Origin of the sequence: Providencia sp. PROV208 (assembly GCF_028479465.1) — a bacterium.
In the GTDB taxonomy this organism is placed as follows: Bacteria; Pseudomonadota; Gammaproteobacteria; order Enterobacterales; family Enterobacteriaceae; genus Providencia; species Providencia alcalifaciens.
The window spans coordinates 124,063-145,872 of sequence record NZ_JAMPNS010000001.1; the positions used below are offsets into that span (position 1 = coordinate 124,063).

The following is a 21,810-nucleotide window of genomic DNA, read 5'->3' on the forward strand; positions in this document are numbered from 1 at the left end:
GGGGAAAATGATGACTAACGAGGTTTTGAATGCACTGAATGTATTAAAGTCTAAAAAATGGGTCGATTTAACACACAGTTTTGACAAAGACTCACCGCATTTCTTTATGTTTGATTCGGCAGACTTTAAAACATTATTTGATTATTCCGACGGTTTTTTTGCTCAGCAATTTACTTTTCCTGGACAATACGGCACACATATTGATGCTCCTTGCCATTTTGTTGAAGGAAAACGTTTTTTACATGAATTAGAACTGCAAGAATTGGTATTGCCACTGATTGTTATCGACCAATCAAAACGCGCAGAACAAGATCCCAATTTTTCATTTTCTCGTGACGATGTTTTGGCATTTGAGCGGGAATATGGGCGAATTGAACCTGACAGCTTTGTGGCATTACGCACTGACTGGTATAAGCGCTGGCCTTCTCAAGACGCGATGGATAACAAAGATGGTGAAGGTAATAATCAAATTCCCGGTTGGGGAATGGATGCGCTCAAGTTTTTATTTGAAGAGCGTGGAGTCAAAGCGATAGGGCATGAAACTTTTGATACCGATTCGGCAAAAGATTTTCGCCAAAATAATGGGCTGTTAGGTGAGTATTACGTATTAGAACAAGATACCTACCAAATAGAGTTAATGGCAAATTTAGATCAATTACCTATTCGCGGTGCCGTGATTTTTAATATTGTGGCTAAACCCAATAATGCGAGTGGTTTTCCTGTTCGTTCATTTGCCATTCTTCCCTAAAAATCTTAAACGCCTTTCTTGCAATATAAGAGGAGAAAGGCGTTATAAGCGGAAAAATATGCCGATGTTATAGCGCAAATATAATCCAAGCCGTGGCTAACAACATACACAAAACAGCGACAATCCCGCCTGATTTAGCAAACTCAGCGAATGAAATTTTCACACCATAAGCAGCCGCTTGTTCTACCACGATAATGCCTGCCAAACTACCAAAAACAAATAAGTTGCTGGAAAAGCCTGAGCCGAGCACCAGTGCCGCACCTAATGCATCCGCATTACCATCAGGGGTTAAAAACGGAACTAACAGCATAACGGACGGATTGTTTCCCACGATCGTACTCAACACGCCTGTCACTAAAAATAGAATTAGAGGGTTATTGAGCTCAACGCCATGGGCTCGTAGATCGTTGAGCATCTGTTGAGGTAAGCCAGTACCCGCAAATGCGGCGTTGACTACAAACAATCCCATGATGAGCAATAAGAGGTTGCCATCTACCAGCTTAAGCATATCGCTAGAAGCGATTGAGCGGTTCAATAATAGAAAACCTGCTGCCGTCAAGGCGATTAATTCTTTTGGGATGTCACTGACCACAAATGCCACAATAACCGCCAGTGTAATCACACCAGCTTTGGCTGTTTCCCATGTATCAAGCGGGGTCGGTGGTGAAACCGTTTTGGGGGTATTGTTTGGTTCTTTGGCTAAATACCAGCGGTTTCGATACAACCAAACCAGCACAAGCCATGTGAGAGGTAAAGACAATAATGCCGGTATTGCAGAAGATTGCAGCAAGCCCACAAAAGAAATATCTAATCCTTGTGCCGCAATCATGTTTTGTGGGCTACCAATGAGCGAACCTGTTGCGCCGTTATTCGCTGCAAAACAAAATCCGAGCAAAAAGGGAATGGGATTTAGCCCGCGAGAAAGCGTGATAGAAACCAGTAACGGGGTCATTGCGACGACAACCACATCGTTAGTAAGAAGTGCTGAAAGTAACCCACCAACAACAATGAGCACAGCTAGCAGGGTTGGGGCGCTGACTTTTAACATGGCAACGCGATCCGCAGTCCAGTTATAAAAGCCGGAGACCACAAATGAAGCAGACACCACCATTAAGCCAAATAACATGCCGATAGTCCGGTAATCGATGGCATTCCACGCGTGAGGTGGTGTAATGCTATCGATTGCCATCATGGCTAAAGCACCGATGACTGCGGCACCTGTTCTATCGACTTTAAAACCAGGAAGCTTGCCAAATGCCATGGCAACATAGACCAATACAAAAATAATAATGGTAAGTGTCATATTGTTCACATTTATTCTGAAGGATTAGAGGGATTTTACGGTGAATAAGATTACAGGCAAGATAAAAAAACGTTTAGTTTTTAATTGAGTAAACGCAGTCAAACTAAGACATTCGTAATGCGATGTAATTTACCCGATTGATATTAATGAATTTGTTGGGTATTGATTTTTATGCATAATAAAAAAGAGATAAATATAAATAAAATGAGGCTGTTATGAAAATTATCGTAACGAGTGAGATTACGACTGAAGATAGAGAAGCGTTATTTACGGGTTTAAGAAGCTACAACCAACATTTTTTACAAAATAGTTACTTCGGTCAATTAGGTGTTTATAGCAAAGATGAAAAGGGTGTGATGAAAGGTGGATTGCTTGCCTCAATTAAGGGGCGGTGGCTATGTATTGACTATTTATGGGTCGATGAATCAATGCGTAAAAATGGATTAGGCAGCCAATTAATGTGCTCAGCAGAAGAAGAAAGTAAAAAATTAGGTTGCCACAATGCGTTAGTTGATACGTTTAGTTTTCAAGCACTACCATTCTATGAAAAGCTTGGATATATAAAACTGATGTCATTGCCTGATTTCCCTGAGCTGGGAATGCAGCGTCATTATCTTTCTAAAAGTTATATGACGGGATAGTGGGTCATTGATGTATATTGCCGCCGTTCCATTATCTATTCATTAGCGCGAACCGATAAGTTAACAGGTAAGTATTGACTGTTTCGCCATTGAGATAATATTTCGGTTGCAGTTAATCTTAGAGGTTTATTTGTATCATTAGATGGGTTTAGGTACTGAGTAGAATATTCCAGCAAATGACCATCCTTAAAAATAAACCAGCGATCGGTAGTTGGTTGTAAGACGGCTGGTTGTTGCTTACCGTAATATACAAAGATTTTATAACGTTCTTGCTGTGCTTGTTCATTTGGCGAGCCTTCTATTTGAATCACGTGATTTGGCATCATCCTGACTTGAACCACTGATAGTGATTTTTCTATTGTGCAACCTGTTACTAAGCTACAAAGAAATAGGGTGGCGATTATTCGCATAGAGATTCGCTCATCAAATAGGAATATGAGCAAAATAATATCGGTGTATCAGTCAAGATGAAATAGGACGAGTCAGTATTTTGGCTTATGGGTTTACTATCATTAGCTAGGATATTTTAGTATTTCGCAGGAATGTGAATAACCAATCTTCGTGTAATTAATTGATTTTATTGATCATTGACTTGTCCCCTGCAGGAATCGAACCTGCAACTAGCCCTTAGGAGGGGCTCGTTATATCCATTTAACTAAGGGGACATTGAGATGGCGCGGGTGAGCGTTTGGCATTTTACTGTCCACCTCCCATCGAATCAAGCTGTTACAACCAATTTCTCTATTTTTATCTTTCTTCGACATTTCTTTGTTGGGTTTTTAATCATTTCCGTCGTAATGAAAAAATAATTTCAGATAAGTCTATCTCTATGTTAATTCGCTAATTAATGCCATATACCGTTGTAATCGTTGTTTTCAAGGCGATCAAGTTATACTTCTTATGATAAGTTGATAATTAAATAGGTTATAATTATGCGAATAAGGTAATTAAACCACTCAAAACGTTTAACACGTTTTTCTATTTGCTTCTATGATAAGGCGATTAGCAATAACGATAAAAACACCATGGCAAGGTGGACTAAAGGATGGAGAGAATGATGAAGTTTCGCATGAGTAGCGTTCTTCTCGCGGGAGTTTTAATGGTTGGGTGCGCTAGCGTTGACCCAGAAACGCAGCAGCGTTCAGACCCGTTAGAAGGCTTTAACCGAGCAATGTTTAACTTTAACTATAATGTCTTAGACCCCTATGTCTTAAGACCTGTAGCGGTTGCTTGGAATGATTATGTGCCAATGCCTGCCCGAAACGGACTCAGTAACTTTCTTGGCAATCTAGAAGAACCCGCTAGCATGCTAAACAGTTTTTTGCGTGGGGAAGTGGAGCAAGGGTTCAAACACTTTAACCGCTTCTTCTTAAACTCCGTATTTGGTATCGGTGGTTTAATCGATGTTGCCGGTATGGCAAATCCTCAATTGGTGAAAGAGGAACCTAAACGTTTTGGTAATACATTAGGCTACTATGATGTCGGTTATGGTCCTTATGTTGTATTACCGGGTTATGGTAGTGCGACATTGCGTGAACAGGGCGGTGACCTTGCTGACGATCTCTACCCAATGCTGAGTTATTTAACGTTCTGGATGTCGGCAGGTAAATGGGCATTAGAAGGTATTGAAACTCGTGCAAGATTGCTCGATTCTGATGGACTACTGAAAAGTTCTTCCGACCCTTACTTGATGTTCCGCGAAGCATATTTCCAGCGTAATGATTTCTTATCGAAAGGCGGTACCTTGCAGCCAGCTGAAAACCCAAATGCGGCGGTGATTGAAGGGGAATTGGATTCGATTGATTAACTGATTGGATGGGGTTTATCACTCTCTATGTTTTTTTAGACATCAGAGAGTGATAAAGATACTGCTAGTCATTGTCCTGTTTTCCTCGTTGGATGACTGTGTCAATCACGGCACTGACGACTAACACGCTAACAAAGCTGATAGTAAATAATGTTCCCATAACTTCCTCCTACGTTTTCTTCATGGTTTTCCTCAAACGATCGCTTAGTGAGCAATTTTACTGTTTCTTCATGTCAAAAAAATGAAGGTCAGCATCGCATTTAAAAATGAATGGGTGAATAAATATGACTGGAACCAGTACATGAATAAGCCGCAGGAATGTTTTTAACAATAAAATAACATCGGGCTATAATTAATATATAAATCTGTACAAAAAAAAGTCAAGAAAAATTTGGTTTGAGGATGATTTTTCTGCGAAGGGCAGAAAAAGAAAGTCGAGCAGAGGAAGAAATAGAAGAGGGAGATATCAGGGGAGCGAGCTCCCCTGATAGGAGAAAACTGATTAGAAGGTATAGTTAAAGTTAACGCCGTATAACCATGCAGAGCCTTCAGATTTGAAACGAACTTCGGAAGTAGGATCTTTTTCGATCAATCTTTCATTAATATTGACCTTTTTACCGTACATATAAGCAATACCTAAGTCCACAGAGGCATCTTTGTTAAATGCATAAGTGGTACCTGCGGTGAGCCAGTAACGGTCTTGGTCAGGAATAGAAATTGAACGGTATTTAGATGGCACTGGGCTTTCATCGTAAGCAATACCGGTACGGAATGTCCAGTTATCATCGTAGAAGTAGGTGGTACCTAATGCTAAGCGCCATGCATCATCAAAGTTTTCTGGTTTATGGAATAGCTCTTTGCCATCACTTTTTCTATAGGCAGTTAAGTCTTTGAAAGTACTCCAACCTGTATAAGAAACACTGTAGTGCAGTGCCCATTTCGGATCGACTTTATGGTAACCGGAGAATTCCCAAACATCAGGTAGGTTTAAATCTAAAGTTCCCTTAACAGTCTTACCCCCCGTAGGGTTAAGCGCTTGAATTGGTGGTAATGGAAGGTTTGGGATCCCGTTAGAATATTTACCATCTTCAAATTTCACTTTCACTTTTGAACGGTAGGTAAAACTTAAACGGTTATCTTGGTTGATTTCATACAGAAGCCCCGCGTTCCAACCGTAACCCCAATCATCACCTTTTAATTTAGCGGCATCTGTGCTTGGTGTAATTCCCAAACCACCAAGACCTTTAGCTTTCTCGCCCATGTGACGTGTAATTTCAGCATCAGCATAAACGGCATTCGCACCTAAACCAAAACTGAAGTTGTCGTTGATACGATAGGCGCCGCTTAAATTTAAGTTAACGGTTTTTAGATCTGTTTTACCGCCAACTAAGCCTGCTGCATAATCTTTATGGAAGTCAGTCGCGAGGCCAAAGTTAGTGGTCATGGAAGTACCAACTGCCCATTTATCATTGATTGGAAAGATAAAGTGAGCGTTAGGTACTACGGCATTAGGGGCGATGTTATTGGCAGTATACTTATCGTCATCACGCCCTTTGATATCTACGGTTGGGTCAATATAAACCGCACCAATTGACATGGTTGGTCGATCAAATAACATCATTGCAGCTGGGTTACGGCTGCCTTCACTTGCGTTGTCGCCGACGGCTCCTGCGCCTGAAAATGCACGTCCTAAGGCTGAGGTTGAATATTCATTCAGCAAAAAACCAGCTGCGCTTGCATTGGAGGAGATAACAGCCACTGCGATTGCTAAAGCTGATCGAGCAAATAGGTTTTTCTGGTTCATGACCAAAACCCTCTAGTAGTTTTATTTAAATAAGCGACTTCTATCGCAAGAAGCGCTGAATTGTAGGGTCGCTTGCCTCAATGACAAATCAGACCAGTTCACTGAGTATAGGTCTGACCACTGGGTATGTTGCAAGGTTGTTTTGTTTTTGTGTGATTTTTATTTTCGAAAATGCGATGCAATTAACAAAATGGCAACATTCGAATGAGCTTAACGAGTAAGAAATGCTCATATAAGGAACTAGATCAAACTTATGTTGGATTATTAGCAATTAAATTTGATATCACTAGTGTTTGGCACTTTTTCAGCGTTATGATACTTACTTAACAGTTTGTTCATTGGGAGAATAAAATGACTGATGCGATTAAACGTTGTAGCGCGGATGAAACGGCTGCATGCTGCTGTGTAGATGTCGGTACTGTACTGGAAAATAAGGATTGCACCGCATCGTATCAGCAAGTTTTCGCCACTCAGCAAGACGCTGAAGCGATGTTGAAAACACTCACTGAAAAAGCGAAATCAGTAGAGTCAGAACCGTGCGAAATTACTCACTCAATCAACCCTGTTGCAGGTGGTGTGGAGTTATCCGCGAACTTTACATTTAGCTGTGAAGCAGAAAGCTTGATTTTCCAATTAGGCTTACGTTAATCAAACGTTTGAATTCCTTCTCAAAGCCCATTGACTCTATTATTTCGCGTATGCGTCATTTTTAGAAGTGAATGGGTTTTTTCTTACTAAAAACCCACCAAATTTCCTGCCATTATGGTCAATTGATTGTAACTTGTGTGTGAGCTCGCATTTTTTATCGACACTGATTGATAAATGTGACGAATATGTTAACTATTTACACAGGTCAGACCTCTTATTTTAATCACAACAACTCTACTTTATTTTCCTTTTAGCAGGAGCGACCATGAATCAACTCTCTCACCATGGCGATAATCGGCATTCAGTAAAAGAAAGAATTGCCATTGTTAGCGGATTACGTTTGCCTTTTGCTAAGCAATCTACGGCTTATCTCAATATTCCCGCTGTGGATTTAGGCAAAACTGTCGTTGCAGAACTACTTCATCGTAGTGATATCGATCCATCGATTATTGAACAACTGGTGTTTGGTCAAGTTGTTCAAATGCCTGAAGCGCCCAATATTGCGAGAGAAATTGTCTTGGGCACAGGAATGAGTGTTTCGACAGATGCCTACAGTGTATCTCGCGCCTGCGCTACCAGCTTCCAAGCTATTGTGAATGTGGCACAAAGTATGATGGTGGGCGATATCTCTGTGGGTATTGCGGGGGGAGCAGACTCCTCTTCTGTTTTACCCATTGGTGTCTCGAAGAAGCTCGCTGCAACATTATTAGCATTAAGTAAAGCGAAGTCATTCGGGCAAAAATTATCACTGATTAGCAAATTGCGCTTGAAAGATTTAGCGCCGGTCGCGCCAGGTGTAGCTGAATACTCAACAGGGTTGCGCATGGGGGATACGGCTGAACAGATGGCAAAAAGCTACCATATTAGCCGTGAGCAACAAGATGAATTAGCACATCGTTCTCATCTATTGGCGGCCAAAGCATGGAAAAGTGGCGCACTGGATGACGAAGTGATGACGGCGTATATGCCGCCTTATAAGCAAGCTTTCTCTCGCGATAATAACGTGCGTGAAAATTCGGTTCTGACGTCTTACGCGAAGCTCAGACCCGCCTTTGACAGAAAACACGGTAGTGTTACTGCTGCGAACAGTACACCACTTACGGATGGTGCGGCAGCCGTGTTGATGATGACTGAATCTCGTGCGAAAGCATTGGGCTACACTCCATTAGGTTATATTAAAAGCTACGCATTCTCGGCGATTGATGTCTGGGAAGATATGTTATTGGGACCGTCTTATGCGACGCCGATTGCGTTAAAAAAGGCGGGACTGACTTTGCAAGATCTTACCTTGATTGATATGCATGAAGCTTTTGCTGCTCAAACGCTCTCTAATATTCAAATGTTTGCGAGTCAACAATTTGCCCAAGAAAAACTCGGTCTATCGAAAGCGATAGGGGAAATTGATATGGACAAGTTTAATGTGTTAGGTGGTTCAATTGCGTATGGGCATCCGTTTGCTGCGACAGGGGCAAGAATGGTCACTCAAACATTGAACGAGCTACGTAGACGTGGCGGCGGTTTTGGGTTAACAACAGCCTGTGCGGCAGGTGGACTCGGAGTGGCAATGATTTTGGAGGCAGAATAATGACACAACATTCGACGGTAGTCACGGAGCCAGCATTCACGTTAAAGATAGTTAATGGCAATGTTGGTGTGATTTATATTGATGTTCCTAATGAAAAAGTGAATACCTTGAAAGCTGAATTTGCACAGCAATTTCATGCTATTTTACAGCAAGCGCAATCCACTTCAGGTCTGAAAGGCTTGGTGATTACGTCAGGAAAAAAAGACAATTTTATCGCCGGTGCAGACATCAGCATGATTGCCAATTGCACTAGCAAAGAGCAGGCGAGTGAATTGTCGAAACAAGGGCATACACTGTTCGACAAAATTGAAAATTATCCGCTGCCAATTATTGCCGCTATTCATGGCGCATGCCTTGGTGGCGGCTTGGAGCTAGTGCTGGCTTGCCATGCGCGTGTTTGCTCTGATGATGATAAAACCAAATTGGGTCTCCCTGAAGTACAGCTGGGTCTACTTCCTGGGTCGGGAGGAACACAGCGTTTACCTCGCTTAATTGGTATCCCTAATGCGCTGGATATTATGCTGACAGGGCGCCAACTGAAAGGCAAACAGGCATTAAAAATGCGGTTAGTGGATGATCTGGTTCCTTTGTCGATTTTATTGGATACCGCTGTGGAACTAGCGCAAAAAGGCGGTGTTAAACGTAAGCCTCTACCTTGGCAGCAGCGTTTACTCAGTAGTAAATTACTGCGCAATAAAGTATTTGCTAGCGCGAAAGAAAAAACGGTCAAGAAAACCCAAGGGCATTATCCTGCACCAGAGAAAATTATTCAGGTTGTTAAAGCGGGGATGAACCATGGATTAAAAGTCGGTTTTGCCGAAGAAGCCAAAGCTTTTGGTGAACTGGCAATGACACCTGAATCAGCCGCTTTACGTAGCCTATTTTTTGCCTCTACAGCACTTAAAAATGAAACAGGTGCAGAAGCTAAACCTAAAACGATTAAGCAAGTTGGCGTATTGGGTGGCGGCTTAATGGGGGGCGGGATTGCTTATGTGAGCGCTGTATTTGGTAAATACCCCGTGCGTATTAAAGACATTTCAGACAAAGGCATTTCTCAAGCGTTGCGTTACAGCTGGGATTTGCTCTCCCAGCGTGTCAGTAAAAGGCGCTTACCTGTGCGGGAGCGAGATGCCATTATGGCGAGAATCTCTGGTACGCTCACTTATCAAGGGTTAGAAACTGCAGATATCGTGGTGGAGGCGGTTTTTGAGGATCTGGCGCTGAAACGTAAAATGGTGCAAGAAACAGCAAAAATGTCGGAAGGGAAAGCGATATTTGCATCGAATACATCGTCGTTGCCTATTCATCGTATTGCAGAAGGTAGCCCACACCCCGAGAAGGTGATTGGACTGCACTATTTTAGCCCAGTTGATAAAATGCCGCTGGTGGAAGTGATCCCGCATCAGCAAACCGATGCAGCCACAGTAGCGACAACTATTGCGTTTGCTAAGCGCCAAGGCAAAACCGCGATAGTGGTCGGAGATGATGCTGGCTTCTATGTAAACCGAATTTTAGCGCCGTATTTATGTGAAGCTGCACAGTGCCTTGTTGAAGGAAATGCCATCGACCACATCGATAAAGCATTAGTGAAATTTGGTTTCCCAGTGGGACCTTTCCATCTGTTAGATGAAGTGGGTATTGATGTGGGAACTAAAATTCTCCCTATTTTGGTTGAGCGGTTTGGTCATCGTTTTAAAGCGCCAGATGTGCTTGATAAAGTGATTAATGACGATCGTAAAGGCAAGAAAAATGGACGTGGGTTTTATGTTTATGGGCAAACTGGGGGCAAGCTTACTTTCTGGAAAAAATCCACAAAACGCCAAGTTGACCACGGTATTTATTCACTGATTAGCATTCATCCCTCAACGACAACAAGCCAAACAGACATTGCCCAGCGCTGTGTCATGCTGATGCTGAATGAAGCCGCTCGTTGTTTAGAAGAAAACATTATTCGTAGTGCCCGTGATGGGGATATTGGCGCAGTATTCGGTATTGGCTTCCCGCCATTTTTTGGTGGACCTTTCCGTTATATGGATAGCCTTGGGGTCGGCAAAGTCGTCGAAATACTGCAACAGCTGACCGAAAAACACGGTGATAAATTTACGCCGTGTAAATTACTGGTGGATATGGCACAGTCTAATCGTCAGTTTTATCCCGCGGATGATCATGAAAAAAATGCATTATCATCGGAAGAGAATAGCAGCACTAATTAAATTATAATTGCCTTTTAATCAACCTGATACCGCATTTAAATGCTGTGGTTATCAGGTTTTTTTATGGCTGAATAACGAAAAATGTCAGTAAAAAACAATGTAAATCATTTTATTTGCAACGGGTTTGTTGCAGAATCTCTTCTCACCCCAACTGATGGTTATCTTTAACTATAATTATCTAAATGAAAAGACCCATATTCTCATGTGGAATAGCGGCACAGATGGTGGATTATGCAAGTTTATATTATGCGTCATGGTGATGCTGTGATACAGGCAGCGAGTGACTCGGCAAGACCATTAACCCAGAAAGGGAAAGATGATTCCATACTCATGGCGAAGTGGTTGCAAGCGCGTCATCCGTTAATTGATACGGTATTAGTGAGCCCATATTTACGGGCAGAGCAAACGTGGCAAGTGATGCGCGATGAACTGTCTTTACCCTCGCAAGTACAGGTTATGGATGGTTTAACGCCTGGCGGAAATGCAGAGTGGGTTGCTGCGCAAATTCGGGATTATGCATTTAGTGGCGCCAAAGCGGTTTTAGTCGTTTCTCATCTTCCTCTCGTGGGTTATTTGGTGTCGGAATTGTGCCCTCAAGAAGCACCGCCTATGTTTACAACCTCGACTATTGCGTGCGTTGAGGTGAATACTGAGCAGATGAAATGTCATTTAGAATGGATGCTCAGTCCATCGCAGATCTCATTGATCCAATCCTAAGTTTGAGCATCATGGTGATGAAACAGTCCGTAAATGAGTGCTTAACGGCGAGCACTCTCCGTTGTTTCAATTAATAATAACAGCGAGGCATTACCTCCCCACTCTTTAGGGGCTTGGTGAAAGGCAACAATATCAGGATGTTGGGCTAGCCATAAGGGTGTTTGCTGTTTCAAAATATGCTTACCATGCCCATGCATGATACAAGCACAATGCACATTTTCCCGTTTACATGCTGCTATCAATGCACCAATTTCTTGTTTTGCTTCCATTTGGGTGAGTCCGTGAAGGTCAAGAAATAGCTCTGGTACATAGTCCCCACGACGTAATTTTTTTAATTCATAGGGGTTGGAGTCCGGCCGTAAGAAGCGAGTCGGACCGTCATTATCTAGCTGTGGTTGAAATTCATCAGAAAAATAAAATGAAGCATCTACTTGTTCTTGCTGAACTTTTTTACGGGATGGCTGAGTGACTTTTTCACGAATAGGGGCATGCACTATTTGGTCTTGGTGAATTTTTTTGGCACCCCGAATCGCTTCTTTAAATAGATTAATGTCGCCGTCTTCTAAGGCAAATTTCTTTTTATTCATGGTTAATAAATCATTCTTTTGAGATGGGTAAAACTGCCAGTAGTGTAACCCATTTTTTGCATGAACGGTTATCATAGAATATTTTTAGCGCTACGTAACAAATTTATAACTTTTGCACGTCTATCCATTGACAATAGATAGATAAGTAGTCTAATTGTATATACATATATATACCTTTGTATCCCTACCTTTCATATGTGAAGCCTAATTGGGTTTCTGTTGCCATAGGATGATTTATGTTATTTAAAGCACATGCGAATGATGTGATCTGGCGTAACGGTCGGATTGCGACAATGAATACCGAATTGGGCACGGCATACGGCTTACTGGAAAATCACGATTTGATCATTCGTGGTGAACAAATTATCGCGATCCATCCTAGCGACCACGTGGAAGCTAATGGCTGTGATATTATTGATGTTAAAGGTCGTTTAATCACGCCTGGGTTAATTGATTGCCACACTCATTTAGTTTTTGGTGGTAACCGTGCGGCAGAATGGGAACAGCGGATGAATGGTGTTTCCTATGAAACAATTAGTGCGCAGGGTGGTGGGATCAATTCGACGGTACGCTCGACACGGGCAATGAGCGAAGAGGCATTATTTGATGGGTCTAAACCGCGCCTTGAAGCGCTGATCCGTGAAGGTGTCACGACAGTTGAGATGAAGTCGGGTTATGGACTCGATCTGGCAAGCGAAGAAAAGCAATTGTTAGTTGCAAAGCGATTATTTGCAGCTTATCCGATAGAGGTTAGCTCAACGTTACTTTCTGCTCATACCGTTCCGCCTGAATATAAGGGCAGAGCCGACGAGTATATTGACCTTATATGCAACGAAATCATGCCGCAATTATGGAAGAAAGGCTTATTTGATGCCGTAGACGTATTCTGTGAAAGTGTTGGCTTTTCTCTTAAGCAAAGTGAAAAACTATTTTTGGCTGCTCAAAAATTGGGAATTCCAGTGAAAGGGCACGTTGAGCAACTCTCTAATTTAGGGGGAAGTGAACTTGTCGCACAGTTTAAAGGTTTGTCCGTTGACCATATTGAATACCTAGATCTTAACGGTATACAGGCTCTGAAACGCAGTGGTACGGTCGCTGTGCTACTACCTGGCGCTTTCTATTTCTTGCGTGAAACCAAGTTACCCCCCATTGACTTATTACGTGAACACCAAGTCCCTATCGCCATTTCCACTGACTTTAATCCGGGCACTAGCCCGTTTGCCTCACTGCGTATGGTGATGAATATGGCTGCGGTCTTGTTTAGATTAACACCGGAAGAGATTTGGGCAGGCGTGACGCGCCACGCCGCAAAAGCATTAGGTCGCGGTGATGCTATAGGGCAGCTAAGCGCCGGTTATCAGGCAAACTTTGTGGTATGGAATGCACACGATCCGGTTGAAATGATTTATGAGCAAGGGAGTAATCCATTACATCAGCGTGTTTACCAAGGAAAAGTGACCCATCAAAATTAACCGTTCAATTAATTTAAAATAGAAAAAGTGTTTTCGTTTTTCAGGTTATAATCATATTTATTCATAAAGTTCTGATTGCTGCCTCGGTTTGTTATCGCCACGATAGGCAGCGATTGTTTGATTAATTTTCAATGTTGACTACTCACACTCATTACTTATTTGGAAATAAACGTGACAGCCGAAAAAAAACCGAAGCTGAAAACTCCTGTTCCATTGTATTTGCAAGTTAAGCAGTCAATTATTGAAAAAATACAAGCAGGGGAATGGCAAGCGAACGACCGTGTACCGTCGGAAGCGGAGTTAGTCGTACAGTTTGATTGTAGCCGGATGACGGCGAACCGAGCCCTGCGGGAATTAACTGCGGAGGGCTTATTGGTGCGTCTTCAAGGTGTTGGCACGTTTGTTGCCGAGCCGAAAGGGCAATCTGCTTTGTTCGAAATTCATAGTATTGAGAATGAAATCCTCGCAAGGAATCATCAATACAGTTGTAAAATTACTAAATTAGAGCAAGTTCTTGCCTCCGTAACGCTGGCAAAAGAATTAAATATTCCCCCAGAAACCCCCGTCTATCATTCTGTGATGGTTCATTTGGAAAACGATATTCCAGTACAAATCGAAGACCGTTTTGTGAATGCTTTGGCTGCCCCTGATTACCTTGAACAAGATTTTATGACCATCACGCCTCATGATTATTTATCTCGTGTTGCGCCATTGACTCAAGGCGAGCACATCGTTGAGGCGGTAGAAGCCGATGACCGAAGTGCACGGCTTTTGCAGGTTCACGTGGGTGCATCATGCTTGCAAATTACCCGCCGAACATGGTCACAAAGTCATATCGTGACCAGTACCAAGCTATTATTCCCTGGTCACCGATATAAACTTAAAGGCAGCTTTTCTTCCTAATGGTAGGCACAAAATGCATCGTGCTGCCATGTCGACATTCGCACAGCCACAAGTAGCTGTGCGAACCTCAAACTCCCGCCATAAATGTAAAATAACTGTGAAATAAATGTGATCTGGTAGGCAGATTTAGAATAAAAAAACACCAGTAAAATCAAGGGGTGTTTTTCTATATAATTGTTATTAATAAATTATTTTCATCTTCGATGTTCGTTATCGCCATCTCAATTGTTAAAAAATAAATTGATTGTACATGTATATACAACTATATCTATAGGGAGACGCTATAAGTCAAACACGCATCTAAGTGAGGGTATATTCGTGACAAAGTTAAATAACAAATATCGTAATATTGAAATTCGAGCACCTCGTGGAACCACCTTGACGGCTAAAAATTGGCTGACAGAAGCACCACTGCGCATGTTGATGAACAACCTCGATCCTGATGTGGCAGAAAATCCCCATGAATTAGTGGTTTATGGTGGGATTGGTCGCGCAGCCCGTAACTGGCAATGTTATGACCAAATTGTTGAATCCCTAAAGCAGCTAGAGAGCGATGAAACTTTACTCGTGCAATCGGGTAAACCCGTTGGCGTATTTAAAACTCACGAAAATGCGCCTCGCGTACTCATTGCTAACTCTAACCTTGTACCTCATTGGGCGAATTGGGAACATTTTAATGAACTCGATGCGAAAGGTTTAGCAATGTACGGTCAAATGACTGCGGGAAGCTGGATTTATATTGGCAGCCAAGGGATTGTCCAAGGCACATATGAAACCTTCGTTGAAGCTGGCCGCCAACATTATAACGGTGATTTAACCGGGCGTTGGGTGTTAACGGCAGGTTTAGGTGGAATGGGTGGCGCACAACCATTAGCGGCAACATTAGCCGGTGCTTGTTCGTTAAATATTGAGTGCCAGCAAAGCCGCATCGATTTCCGCTTAAGAACCCACTATGTGGATGAACAAGCGACAGATTTAGATGATGCGTTAGCACGCATCAAGAAATACACCTCAGAAGGCAAAGCCGTTTCTATCGCATTATGTGCCAATGCCGCCGAGGTCTTGCCTGAGCTTGTCCGTCGTGGTGTTAAGCCCGATATGGTGACTGACCAAACGAGTGCCCATGATCCACTTAATGGCTATCTACCCATTGGCATGAGCTGGGAACAATATCGCGAGAAGAGCGTACAAGACCCTCAAGGCACCGCGTTAGCAGCGAAGAAATCCATGGCAGAACATGTGAAAGCGATGCTGGCATTTCAAGCACAAGGTATTCCGACATTCGACTACGGTAATAATATTCGCCAAATGGCATTAGAAATGGGCGTTGAAAATGCGTTCGATTTCCCTGGGTTTGTGCCTGCGTATATTCGACCTCTATTTTGCCGTGGTGTGGGTCCCTTCCGTTGGGTTGCACTCTCAGGTGACCCTGAAGATATCTATAAAACCGATGCAAAAGTGAAAGAGTTACTGCCTGATGATAAACATCTGCATCGCTGGCTGGACATGGCTCGTGAGCGTATTAGTTTCCAAGGTTTGCCAGCGCGTATTTGCTGGGTTGGCTTAGGAGATCGCGCCAAATTAGGTTTAGCGTTCAATGAAATGGTGAGAAGTGGAGAGGTATCTGCTCCGATTGTCATTGGTCGCGATCACTTGGATTCGGGGTCGGTAGCAAGCCCGAACCGAGAAACAGAAGCGATGAAAGATGGTTCAGATGCCGTGTCTGATTGGCCATTACTTAATGCATTACTCAATACTGCCAGCGGTGCAACGTGGGTGTCATTACACCACGGTGGCGGCGTTGGAATGGGCTTCTCTCAACATTCTGGTGTGGTGATTGTGTGTGATGGCACCGATGCTGCCGCAGAGCGAATTGCTCGTGTATTACATAATGACCCTGCAACGGGCGTGATGCGCCATGCGGATGCAGGTTATGACATCGCTATCGAATGTGCGAAAGAGAAAAACTTAAACTTACCTATGCTAAAAACACGTTAGGAGTGCCATTGATGACTAAATTAACGATCCATCCAGGGAAAATGACACTCGATGAATTACGCGTTGTCTTCCAAAAATCCGTTACCGTAGCATTAGATAAACATGCACACAGCGCCATTGAAAAAAGTGTCGCGACGGTCAATAAAATTATTGCTGAAGATAAAACAGCATACGGTATTAATACTGGGTTTGGTTTACTCGCTAACACCCGTATTGCCAGCAAAGATCTGCAATCTTTACAACGCTCTATTGTAATGTCCCATGCGGCGGGAGTGGGCGAACCACTGGATGATGATCTGGTTCGCTTGATTATGGTGCTCAAAATCAACAGTCTTGCTCGCGGTTTTTCAGGTATTCGCTTGGAAGTGATTGAGGCATTAATTGCGTTAGTTAACGCGCAAGTGTATCCGTTCATTCCTGCAAAAGGTTCTGTAGGGGCATCTGGCGACTTAGCACCATTGGCACATATGAGCTTAATTCTGATTGGTGAAGGTAAAGCACGTGTTGATGGTCAATGGTTACCGGCGAAAAAAGCGTTAGAAAAAGCGGGCTTGAAGCCATTAACGCTGGAAGCTAAAGAAGGTTTAGCACTCCTGAACGGGACTCAAACCTCGACAGCATTTGCATTAAAAGGTCTATTTGCTGCTGAAAATTTATTGTTATCGGGTATTGTGTGTGGCGCATTAAGTGTCGAAGCCACATTAGGTTCACGTAAGCCATTTGATGCACGTGTCCAAGAAGTTCGTGGTCAAAAAGGTCAAATTGATGTGGCAGCATTATTCCGTGATGTTCTGTCGCCAACCAGTGAGCTGTCACAATCCCATGCGAACTGCTCGAAAGTTCAAGACCCCTATTCATTACGTTGCCAACCGCAGGTGATGGGCGCATGTTTAACGCAAATTCGCCAAGCCGCTGAGGTGATTTTAATTGAATCAAACGCAGTTTCCGATAACCCTCTAGTATTTACGGATAACGGCGACATCATTTCTGGTGGTAACTTCCATGCTGAACCAGTTGCGATGGCAGCGGATAATATCGCGTTGGCGTTAGCGGAAATTGGTGCGTTGTCAGAGCGTCGTATTGCTATGTTGATGGACACGCATATGTCCCAACTCCCGCCATTCTTGGTCAACAATGGGGGGGTAAACTCCGGCTTTATGATTGCGCAGGTAACGGCAGCAGCATTAGCAAGTGAAAACAAAGCGTTAGCACATCCATCTAGTGTGGATAGCTTACCAACTTCTGCAAACCAAGAAGATCACGTTTCGATGGCGCCAGCAGCCGGTCGTCGTTTGTGGGAAATGGCGAAAAACGTTACGGGAATTTTAGCCATCGAGTGGCTATCTGCGTGTCAGGGAATGGATTTCCGCGATGGCTTAAAATCGAGTGAAAAACTGGAAAAAGCCCGTAAAACCTTGCGTGATAAAGTCGCGTATTACGATAAAGACCGTTATTTCGCGCCGGATATCGAGGCAGCTATCTCGCTTATTGATCAACATAAACTTGCCACGTTGTTTGCAGCAAACTCGGTTTTTCATTCATAAAAACCTGTAGTTCATATACCGATAGTTCCTATAAGTAAGTGTTTTAAAAGCAGCCGACTATGTATCGGCTGCGAATTCTCTTCGAAACGACTGATAAAAACGAAGGACACAACATGCAAAGCACATCACAACTTGCGCGTGGACTTTCTGCGCGCCACATCCGATTTATGGCCCTCGGTTCAGCAATAGGAACGGGGTTGTTTTATGGTTCAGCAAAAGCGATACAAACAGCGGGTCCGGCGGTCCTGCTTGCCTATATTATCGGCGGTGCCGCTGTTTTTATGGTTATGCGCGCCCTTGGTGAAATGGCAGTACGTAGCCCACTTGCGGGGTCATTTTCTCAATATGCGAGCCACTATTTAGGTGCGAGAGCTGGTTTTTTCACGGGGTGGACATATGTATTTGAAATGCTGATCGTCTGCTTGGCGGATGTTACCGCATTTGGGGTTTATATGAAGTTATGGTTCCCCGATGTCGCACAGTGGATTTGGGTACTGAGTATTATCTGTTTTATTGGTGCGATTAACTTATGTCACGTTAAAACCTTCGGTGAAATGGAATTTTGGCTATCGATTGTCAAGGTTGCGGCGATTGTAGCCATGATTGTCGGCGGCGCTGCCATTATGATGTTTGGTTTTGGTCAAGCTTCTGAACATGCCGTTGGGGTATCAAACCTGTTTGATAATGGCGGGTTTATGCCAAATGGAATAGGCGGGGTCATCGCCTCATTTGCGGTAGTAATGTTTGCCTTTGGCGGGATTGAAGTGATTGGAATTACGGCTAGCGAAGCCAAAAATCCTGATGTTACGATCCCAAGAGCGATTAATGCGGTGCCTGTACGTATTTTACTTTTCTATGTACTGACGTTGTTTGTCCTCATGTGTATCTACCCGTGGAGTCAAATTGGTCAAAACGGTAGCCCGTTTGTTCAAATATTTGATAGCTTAGGCATTTCAGCGGCGGCGAATATTTTGAACGTGGTGGTGATCACCGCTGCAATTTCCGCGATTAACAGTGATATTTTTGGTGCAGGTCGAATGATGTATGGTATGGCTCATGAAGGGCAGGCACCAAAATCATTTACTAAGTTAACGAAAAATGGGGTGCCTTGGATGACCGTATTGGTCATGGTGTTGGTACTGTTTATCGGCGTGGTACTGAATTACATGATCCCTGAAGATGTATTCTTAGTTATCGCATCGATTGCGACCTTTGCAACGATTTGGGTTTGGTTGATGATTTTGTTGGCTCAGTTTGCGATGCGTCGTAAGATGACGCCGGAACAAGTCCAGCAATTGAAATTCCCTGTGCCAATGTGGCCTGTTGCACCCATCCTCGCGATCGCCTTTATGTTGTTTATTTTTGGTGTCTTAGGGTATTTCGAAAGTACTCGAATTGCGCTGTATGTCGGTATTGGTTGGTTAGTATTGTTGACGATTGCCTACGCTGTTTGGGTGAAAAAACCAGAAGAAGAAGCAAAAGAAGTCGAAGAGTTAGCGTAAAACATACAATATAGTGCATCGTACAGTGCCCTTGATGAAAGTCAGGGGCACAGCTATTTGGGCACCTAAATAGGCAAACAAGTGCTCATCTGTGTATTTTCTTACATTAATCTGCTGATTTGTCTCTCACTTCATGGCAAACTTTAGCCATTCAAATTTTCCTTTTTAATAGACAGGTAGGAGAAACCCTTCTTGGAAAAGATCTTCGTTGATGAAGCCGTCGCAGAACTTCATACCATTCAAGACATTTTACGTTGGACCATGAGCCGCTTTAACGCTGCAAATATTTACTATGGTCACGGCACAGATAACCCATGGGATGAAGCCTTACAGTTAGTATTGCCAAGCCTGTATTTACCGATGGATTTACCGGATGAGCTACTGACTTCGCGCCTGACGCCAACGGAGCGCCATCGTATTATTGAGCGCGTATTACGTCGCATCAATGAGCGTATTCCAGTTGCCTACTTGACTAACAGCTCATGGTTCTGTGGTCATGAATTTTATGTGGATGAGCGTGTGTTGATCCCGCGTTCGCCAATTGGTGAACTGATTAACAATCATTTTGTGGGTTTATTATCTGACGAACCGCAAACGATCCTCGATTTGTGTACAGGAAGTGGTTGTATTGCTATTGCTTGCGCGTACGAATTCCCTGAAGCAGAAGTGGATGCAGTGGACATCTCAACGGATGTATTGGCGGTGACTGAGCAAAATATTGCGAATCATGGCTTAGAGCATCGAGTGATCCCGATTCGTTCAGATTTGTTCAGAGATATGCCTGAAGTTAAATATGATTTGATTGTCACGAATCCACCGTATGTGGATGCAGAAGACATGGACGATCTACCACAAGAGTTCCGTGTCGAACCTGAGTTAGCACTGGCTGCGGGTAGTGATGGTTTGAAATTAGTCCGTCGTATCCTAGCGAATGCACCTCGCTTCTTAAATGAAGACGGAATTTTAGTGTGTGAAGTGGGTAACAGTATGGTGCATCTGATTGAACAATATCCAGATATTCCATTTATCTGGTTAGATTTCGAATTTGGTGGTGATGGCGTGTTTATGTTAACCCGTGAGCAGTTGGTTGAACATCACGAACACTTCGCATTATACATTGATTAATAAAGAGTTGCGTTACTCGAGATAATCAAATAAAACATAATAATTACGCACAATATCATATTTTTTAACAAAATAAGAATCGCAAGCAAATAGGAAACAGGGAATGGCTGGAAATTCAATTGGGCAACTGTTTCGTGTGACCACGTTTGGAGAGTCGCACGGACTCGCGTTAGGCTGTATCGTTGACGGTGTTCCACCGGGATTGGCACTAACTGAAGCGGATTTACAAATCGATTTAGATCGCCGCCGTCCAGGCACTTCTCGCTATACCACGGCGCGACGTGAACCTGACCAAGTAAAAATTCTGTCTGGGGTTTTCAATGGTGTGACAACGGGCACAAGCATTGGACTATTAATTGAAAACACGGATCAACGCTCTCAAGATTACGGCGCGATTAAAGATGTGTTTCGTCCAGGACATGCTGATTACACCTACGAGCAAAAGTATGGCATGCGCGATTACCGAGGTGGTGGACGTTCATCTGCACGTGAAACTGCGATGCGCGTTGCGGCTGGGGCAATTGCTAAAAAATATCTGCAAGAAAAATTTGGTATACAAATTCGCGCTTGTCTAACGCAAATGGGCAGCGTGGAGTGTGAAATTAAAGATTGGTCGATTGTCGAAGAAAACCCATTTTTCTGCCCAGATCCAAGTAAATTAGATGCCCTTGATGAGCTGCTTCGTGGCTTGAAAAAAGAAGGGGACTCTATTGGTGCGAAAGTCACCGTTGTCGCTGAAAATGTGCCTGCGGGGTTAGGTGAGCCAGTTTTTGATCGTTTAGATGCTGATATTGCCCATGCCTTGATGAGTATTAATGCGGTAAAAGGGGTGGAAATTGGTGATGGTTTTGGCGTTGTCAGTTTAAAAGGCAGCGAAAACCGTGATGAGATCACGCGCCATGGTTTTACATCTAATCATGCGGGTGGCATTTTAGGTGGGATCAGTAGCAGCCAACCTATTATTGCGCATATCGCCATGAAACCAACCTCAAGCATTACGGTTTCAGGGAAAACCTTGGATCGCCATGGTGAAGAAGTCGAGATGATCACGAAAGGTCGCCATGATCCATGCGTCGGTATTCGTGCAGTGCCAATTGCGGAAGCCATGATGGCGATTGTGCTAATGGATCACTTCTTGCGCCACCGTGGACAGTGTGCGGATGTTGTGCCAACAATGGCGCCATTTGAGTAATTACCGGTATTTTTAGTGGAT

18 protein-coding genes and 1 tRNA gene are annotated in these 21,810 nt (G+C 43.3%); 14 read left to right on the forward strand and 5 right to left on the reverse strand.

Annotated features, from left to right (window positions below):
- Window positions 1-10: 10 nt before the first annotated feature.
- Window positions 11-748 carry a cyclase family protein gene (locus tag PR766_RS00580; protein WP_006661327.1) on the forward strand — a complete coding sequence of 246 codons (738 nt, stop codon included), beginning with the start codon at window positions 11-13 and terminating at the stop codon, window positions 746-748.
- Window positions 749-815: 67 nt separating this feature from the next.
- Here PR766_RS00580 and PR766_RS00585 read toward each other — a convergent pair whose 3' ends face one another.
- Window positions 816-2,051: an SLC13 family permease gene (locus PR766_RS00585; protein ID WP_006660217.1), complete on the reverse strand. Its 1,236-nt coding sequence runs from the start codon at window positions 2,049-2,051 to the stop codon at window positions 816-818.
- Window positions 2,052-2,266: 215 nt separating this feature from the next.
- Here PR766_RS00585 and PR766_RS00590 point away from each other — a divergent pair, with 215 nt between their 5' ends.
- Entirely contained in the window at window positions 2,267-2,692 is a 426-nt protein-coding gene (locus PR766_RS00590) for a GNAT family N-acetyltransferase (protein ID WP_006661328.1), read from the forward strand.
- A 35-nt stretch (window positions 2,693-2,727) separates the two neighbouring features.
- On the opposite strand, the gene PR766_RS00595 is transcribed toward PR766_RS00590, so the two are convergent.
- Window positions 2,728-3,018: a hypothetical protein gene (locus tag PR766_RS00595; RefSeq protein WP_006661329.1), complete on the reverse strand. Its 291-nt coding sequence runs from the start codon at window positions 3,016-3,018 to the stop codon at window positions 2,728-2,730.
- Window positions 3,019-3,285: 267 nt separating this feature from the next.
- Window positions 3,286-3,357 (reverse strand) — tRNA-Arg (locus PR766_RS00600).
- A 392-nt stretch (window positions 3,358-3,749) separates the two neighbouring features.
- Between PR766_RS00600 and mlaA the strand changes: the two genes are divergently transcribed.
- Window positions 3,750-4,499, forward strand: a complete 750-nt coding sequence (gene mlaA, locus PR766_RS00605; protein ID WP_006661330.1) for a phospholipid-binding lipoprotein MlaA — start codon at window positions 3,750-3,752, stop codon at window positions 4,497-4,499.
- Window positions 4,500-5,001: 502 nt separating this feature from the next.
- Here the strand turns inward: mlaA and fadL are convergent.
- On the reverse strand, window positions 5,002-6,303 hold the full coding sequence (gene fadL, locus PR766_RS00610; protein WP_006661331.1) for a long-chain fatty acid transporter FadL: 1,302 nt from the start codon (window positions 6,301-6,303) through the stop codon (window positions 5,002-5,004).
- 351 nt (window positions 6,304-6,654) lie between these two features.
- Between fadL and PR766_RS00615 the strand changes: the two genes are divergently transcribed.
- The 4 genes from PR766_RS00615 (at window position 6,655) to sixA (ending at window position 11,466) form a co-directional block, all read left to right on the forward strand.
- On the forward strand, window positions 6,655-6,951 hold the full coding sequence (locus tag PR766_RS00615) for a YfcZ/YiiS family protein (RefSeq protein WP_006660227.1): 297 nt from the start codon (window positions 6,655-6,657) through the stop codon (window positions 6,949-6,951).
- A gap of 265 nt (window positions 6,952-7,216) precedes the next feature.
- Window positions 7,217-8,536, forward strand: a complete 1,320-nt coding sequence (gene fadI / locus PR766_RS00620) for an acetyl-CoA C-acyltransferase FadI (RefSeq protein WP_154636385.1) — start codon at window positions 7,217-7,219, stop codon at window positions 8,534-8,536.
- Entirely contained in the window at window positions 8,536-10,749 is a 2,214-nt protein-coding gene (fadJ, locus tag PR766_RS00625) for a fatty acid oxidation complex subunit alpha FadJ (protein WP_154636386.1), read from the forward strand. The genes fadI and fadJ overlap by 1 nt, the downstream gene beginning before the upstream one ends.
- A 231-nt stretch (window positions 10,750-10,980) precedes the next feature.
- The gene (sixA, locus tag PR766_RS00630; protein WP_006661333.1) at window positions 10,981-11,466 is read left to right on the forward strand and encodes a phosphohistidine phosphatase SixA; all 486 of its coding nucleotides are present in this window, start codon (window positions 10,981-10,983) and stop codon (window positions 11,464-11,466) included.
- A gap of 41 nt (window positions 11,467-11,507) precedes the next feature.
- On the opposite strand, the gene smrB is transcribed toward sixA, so the two are convergent.
- On the reverse strand, window positions 11,508-12,053 hold the full coding sequence (smrB, locus tag PR766_RS00635) for an endonuclease SmrB (protein ID WP_006661334.1): 546 nt from the start codon (window positions 12,051-12,053) through the stop codon (window positions 11,508-11,510).
- Window positions 12,054-12,289: 236 nt separating this feature from the next.
- Between smrB and hutI the strand changes: the two genes are divergently transcribed.
- From hutI to aroC, 7 genes are all read left to right on the forward strand, one after another.
- Entirely contained in the window at window positions 12,290-13,525 is a 1,236-nt protein-coding gene (gene hutI / locus PR766_RS00640) for an imidazolonepropionase (protein ID WP_154636387.1), read from the forward strand.
- A 171-nt stretch (window positions 13,526-13,696) separates the two neighbouring features.
- Window positions 13,697-14,428: a histidine utilization repressor gene (hutC, locus tag PR766_RS00645; RefSeq protein ID WP_006660233.1), complete on the forward strand. Its 732-nt coding sequence runs from the start codon at window positions 13,697-13,699 to the stop codon at window positions 14,426-14,428.
- A 318-nt stretch (window positions 14,429-14,746) separates the two neighbouring features.
- Window positions 14,747-16,426: a urocanate hydratase gene (gene hutU, locus PR766_RS00650; protein WP_036975370.1), complete on the forward strand. Its 1,680-nt coding sequence runs from the start codon at window positions 14,747-14,749 to the stop codon at window positions 16,424-16,426.
- Window positions 16,427-16,437: 11 nt separating this feature from the next.
- On the forward strand, window positions 16,438-17,970 hold the full coding sequence (gene hutH / locus PR766_RS00655; RefSeq protein WP_006660235.1) for a histidine ammonia-lyase: 1,533 nt from the start codon (window positions 16,438-16,440) through the stop codon (window positions 17,968-17,970).
- Between the two features lie 113 nt (window positions 17,971-18,083).
- Complete coding sequence (locus PR766_RS00660) at window positions 18,084-19,472, forward strand: amino acid permease (RefSeq protein WP_154636388.1); 1,389 nt, start codon at window positions 18,084-18,086, stop codon at window positions 19,470-19,472.
- Between the two features lie 192 nt (window positions 19,473-19,664).
- Window positions 19,665-20,597: a 50S ribosomal protein L3 N(5)-glutamine methyltransferase gene (gene prmB / locus PR766_RS00665; RefSeq protein WP_006660237.1), complete on the forward strand. Its 933-nt coding sequence runs from the start codon at window positions 19,665-19,667 to the stop codon at window positions 20,595-20,597.
- 103 nt (window positions 20,598-20,700) lie between these two features.
- Window positions 20,701-21,789, forward strand: a complete 1,089-nt coding sequence (gene aroC / locus PR766_RS00670) for a chorismate synthase (RefSeq protein ID WP_006661338.1) — start codon at window positions 20,701-20,703, stop codon at window positions 21,787-21,789.
- Window positions 21,790-21,810: the final 21 nt, after the last annotated feature.

Excerpts from the sequence above, each read along its gene's own strand:
- PR766_RS00580 (WP_006661327.1), top strand. The coding sequence starts at position 11 with ATGACTAACGAGGTTTTGAATGCACTGAATGTATTAAAGTCTAAAAAA.
- PR766_RS00585 (WP_006660217.1), bottom strand. The coding sequence starts at position 2,051 with ATGACACTTACCATTATTATTTTTGTATTGGTCTATGTTGCCATGGCA.
- PR766_RS00590 (WP_006661328.1), top strand. The coding sequence starts at position 2,267 with ATGAAAATTATCGTAACGAGTGAGATTACGACTGAAGATAGAGAAGCG.
- PR766_RS00595 (WP_006661329.1), bottom strand. The coding sequence starts at position 3,018 with ATGATGCCAAATCACGTGATTCAAATAGAAGGCTCGCCAAATGAACAA.
- mlaA (WP_006661330.1), top strand. The coding sequence starts at position 3,750 with ATGAAGTTTCGCATGAGTAGCGTTCTTCTCGCGGGAGTTTTAATGGTT.
- fadL (WP_006661331.1), bottom strand. The coding sequence starts at position 6,303 with ATGAACCAGAAAAACCTATTTGCTCGATCAGCTTTAGCAATCGCAGTG.
- PR766_RS00615 (WP_006660227.1), top strand. The coding sequence starts at position 6,655 with ATGACTGATGCGATTAAACGTTGTAGCGCGGATGAAACGGCTGCATGC.
- fadI (WP_154636385.1), top strand. The coding sequence starts at position 7,217 with ATGAATCAACTCTCTCACCATGGCGATAATCGGCATTCAGTAAAAGAA.
- fadJ (WP_154636386.1), top strand. The coding sequence starts at position 8,536 with ATGACACAACATTCGACGGTAGTCACGGAGCCAGCATTCACGTTAAAG.
- sixA (WP_006661333.1), top strand. The coding sequence starts at position 10,981 with ATGCAAGTTTATATTATGCGTCATGGTGATGCTGTGATACAGGCAGCG.
- smrB (WP_006661334.1), bottom strand. The coding sequence starts at position 12,053 with ATGAATAAAAAGAAATTTGCCTTAGAAGACGGCGACATTAATCTATTT.
- hutI (WP_154636387.1), top strand. The coding sequence starts at position 12,290 with ATGTTATTTAAAGCACATGCGAATGATGTGATCTGGCGTAACGGTCGG.
- hutH (WP_006660235.1), top strand. The coding sequence starts at position 16,438 with ATGACTAAATTAACGATCCATCCAGGGAAAATGACACTCGATGAATTA.
- PR766_RS00660 (WP_154636388.1), top strand. The coding sequence starts at position 18,084 with ATGCAAAGCACATCACAACTTGCGCGTGGACTTTCTGCGCGCCACATC.
- aroC (WP_006661338.1), top strand. The coding sequence starts at position 20,701 with ATGGCTGGAAATTCAATTGGGCAACTGTTTCGTGTGACCACGTTTGGA.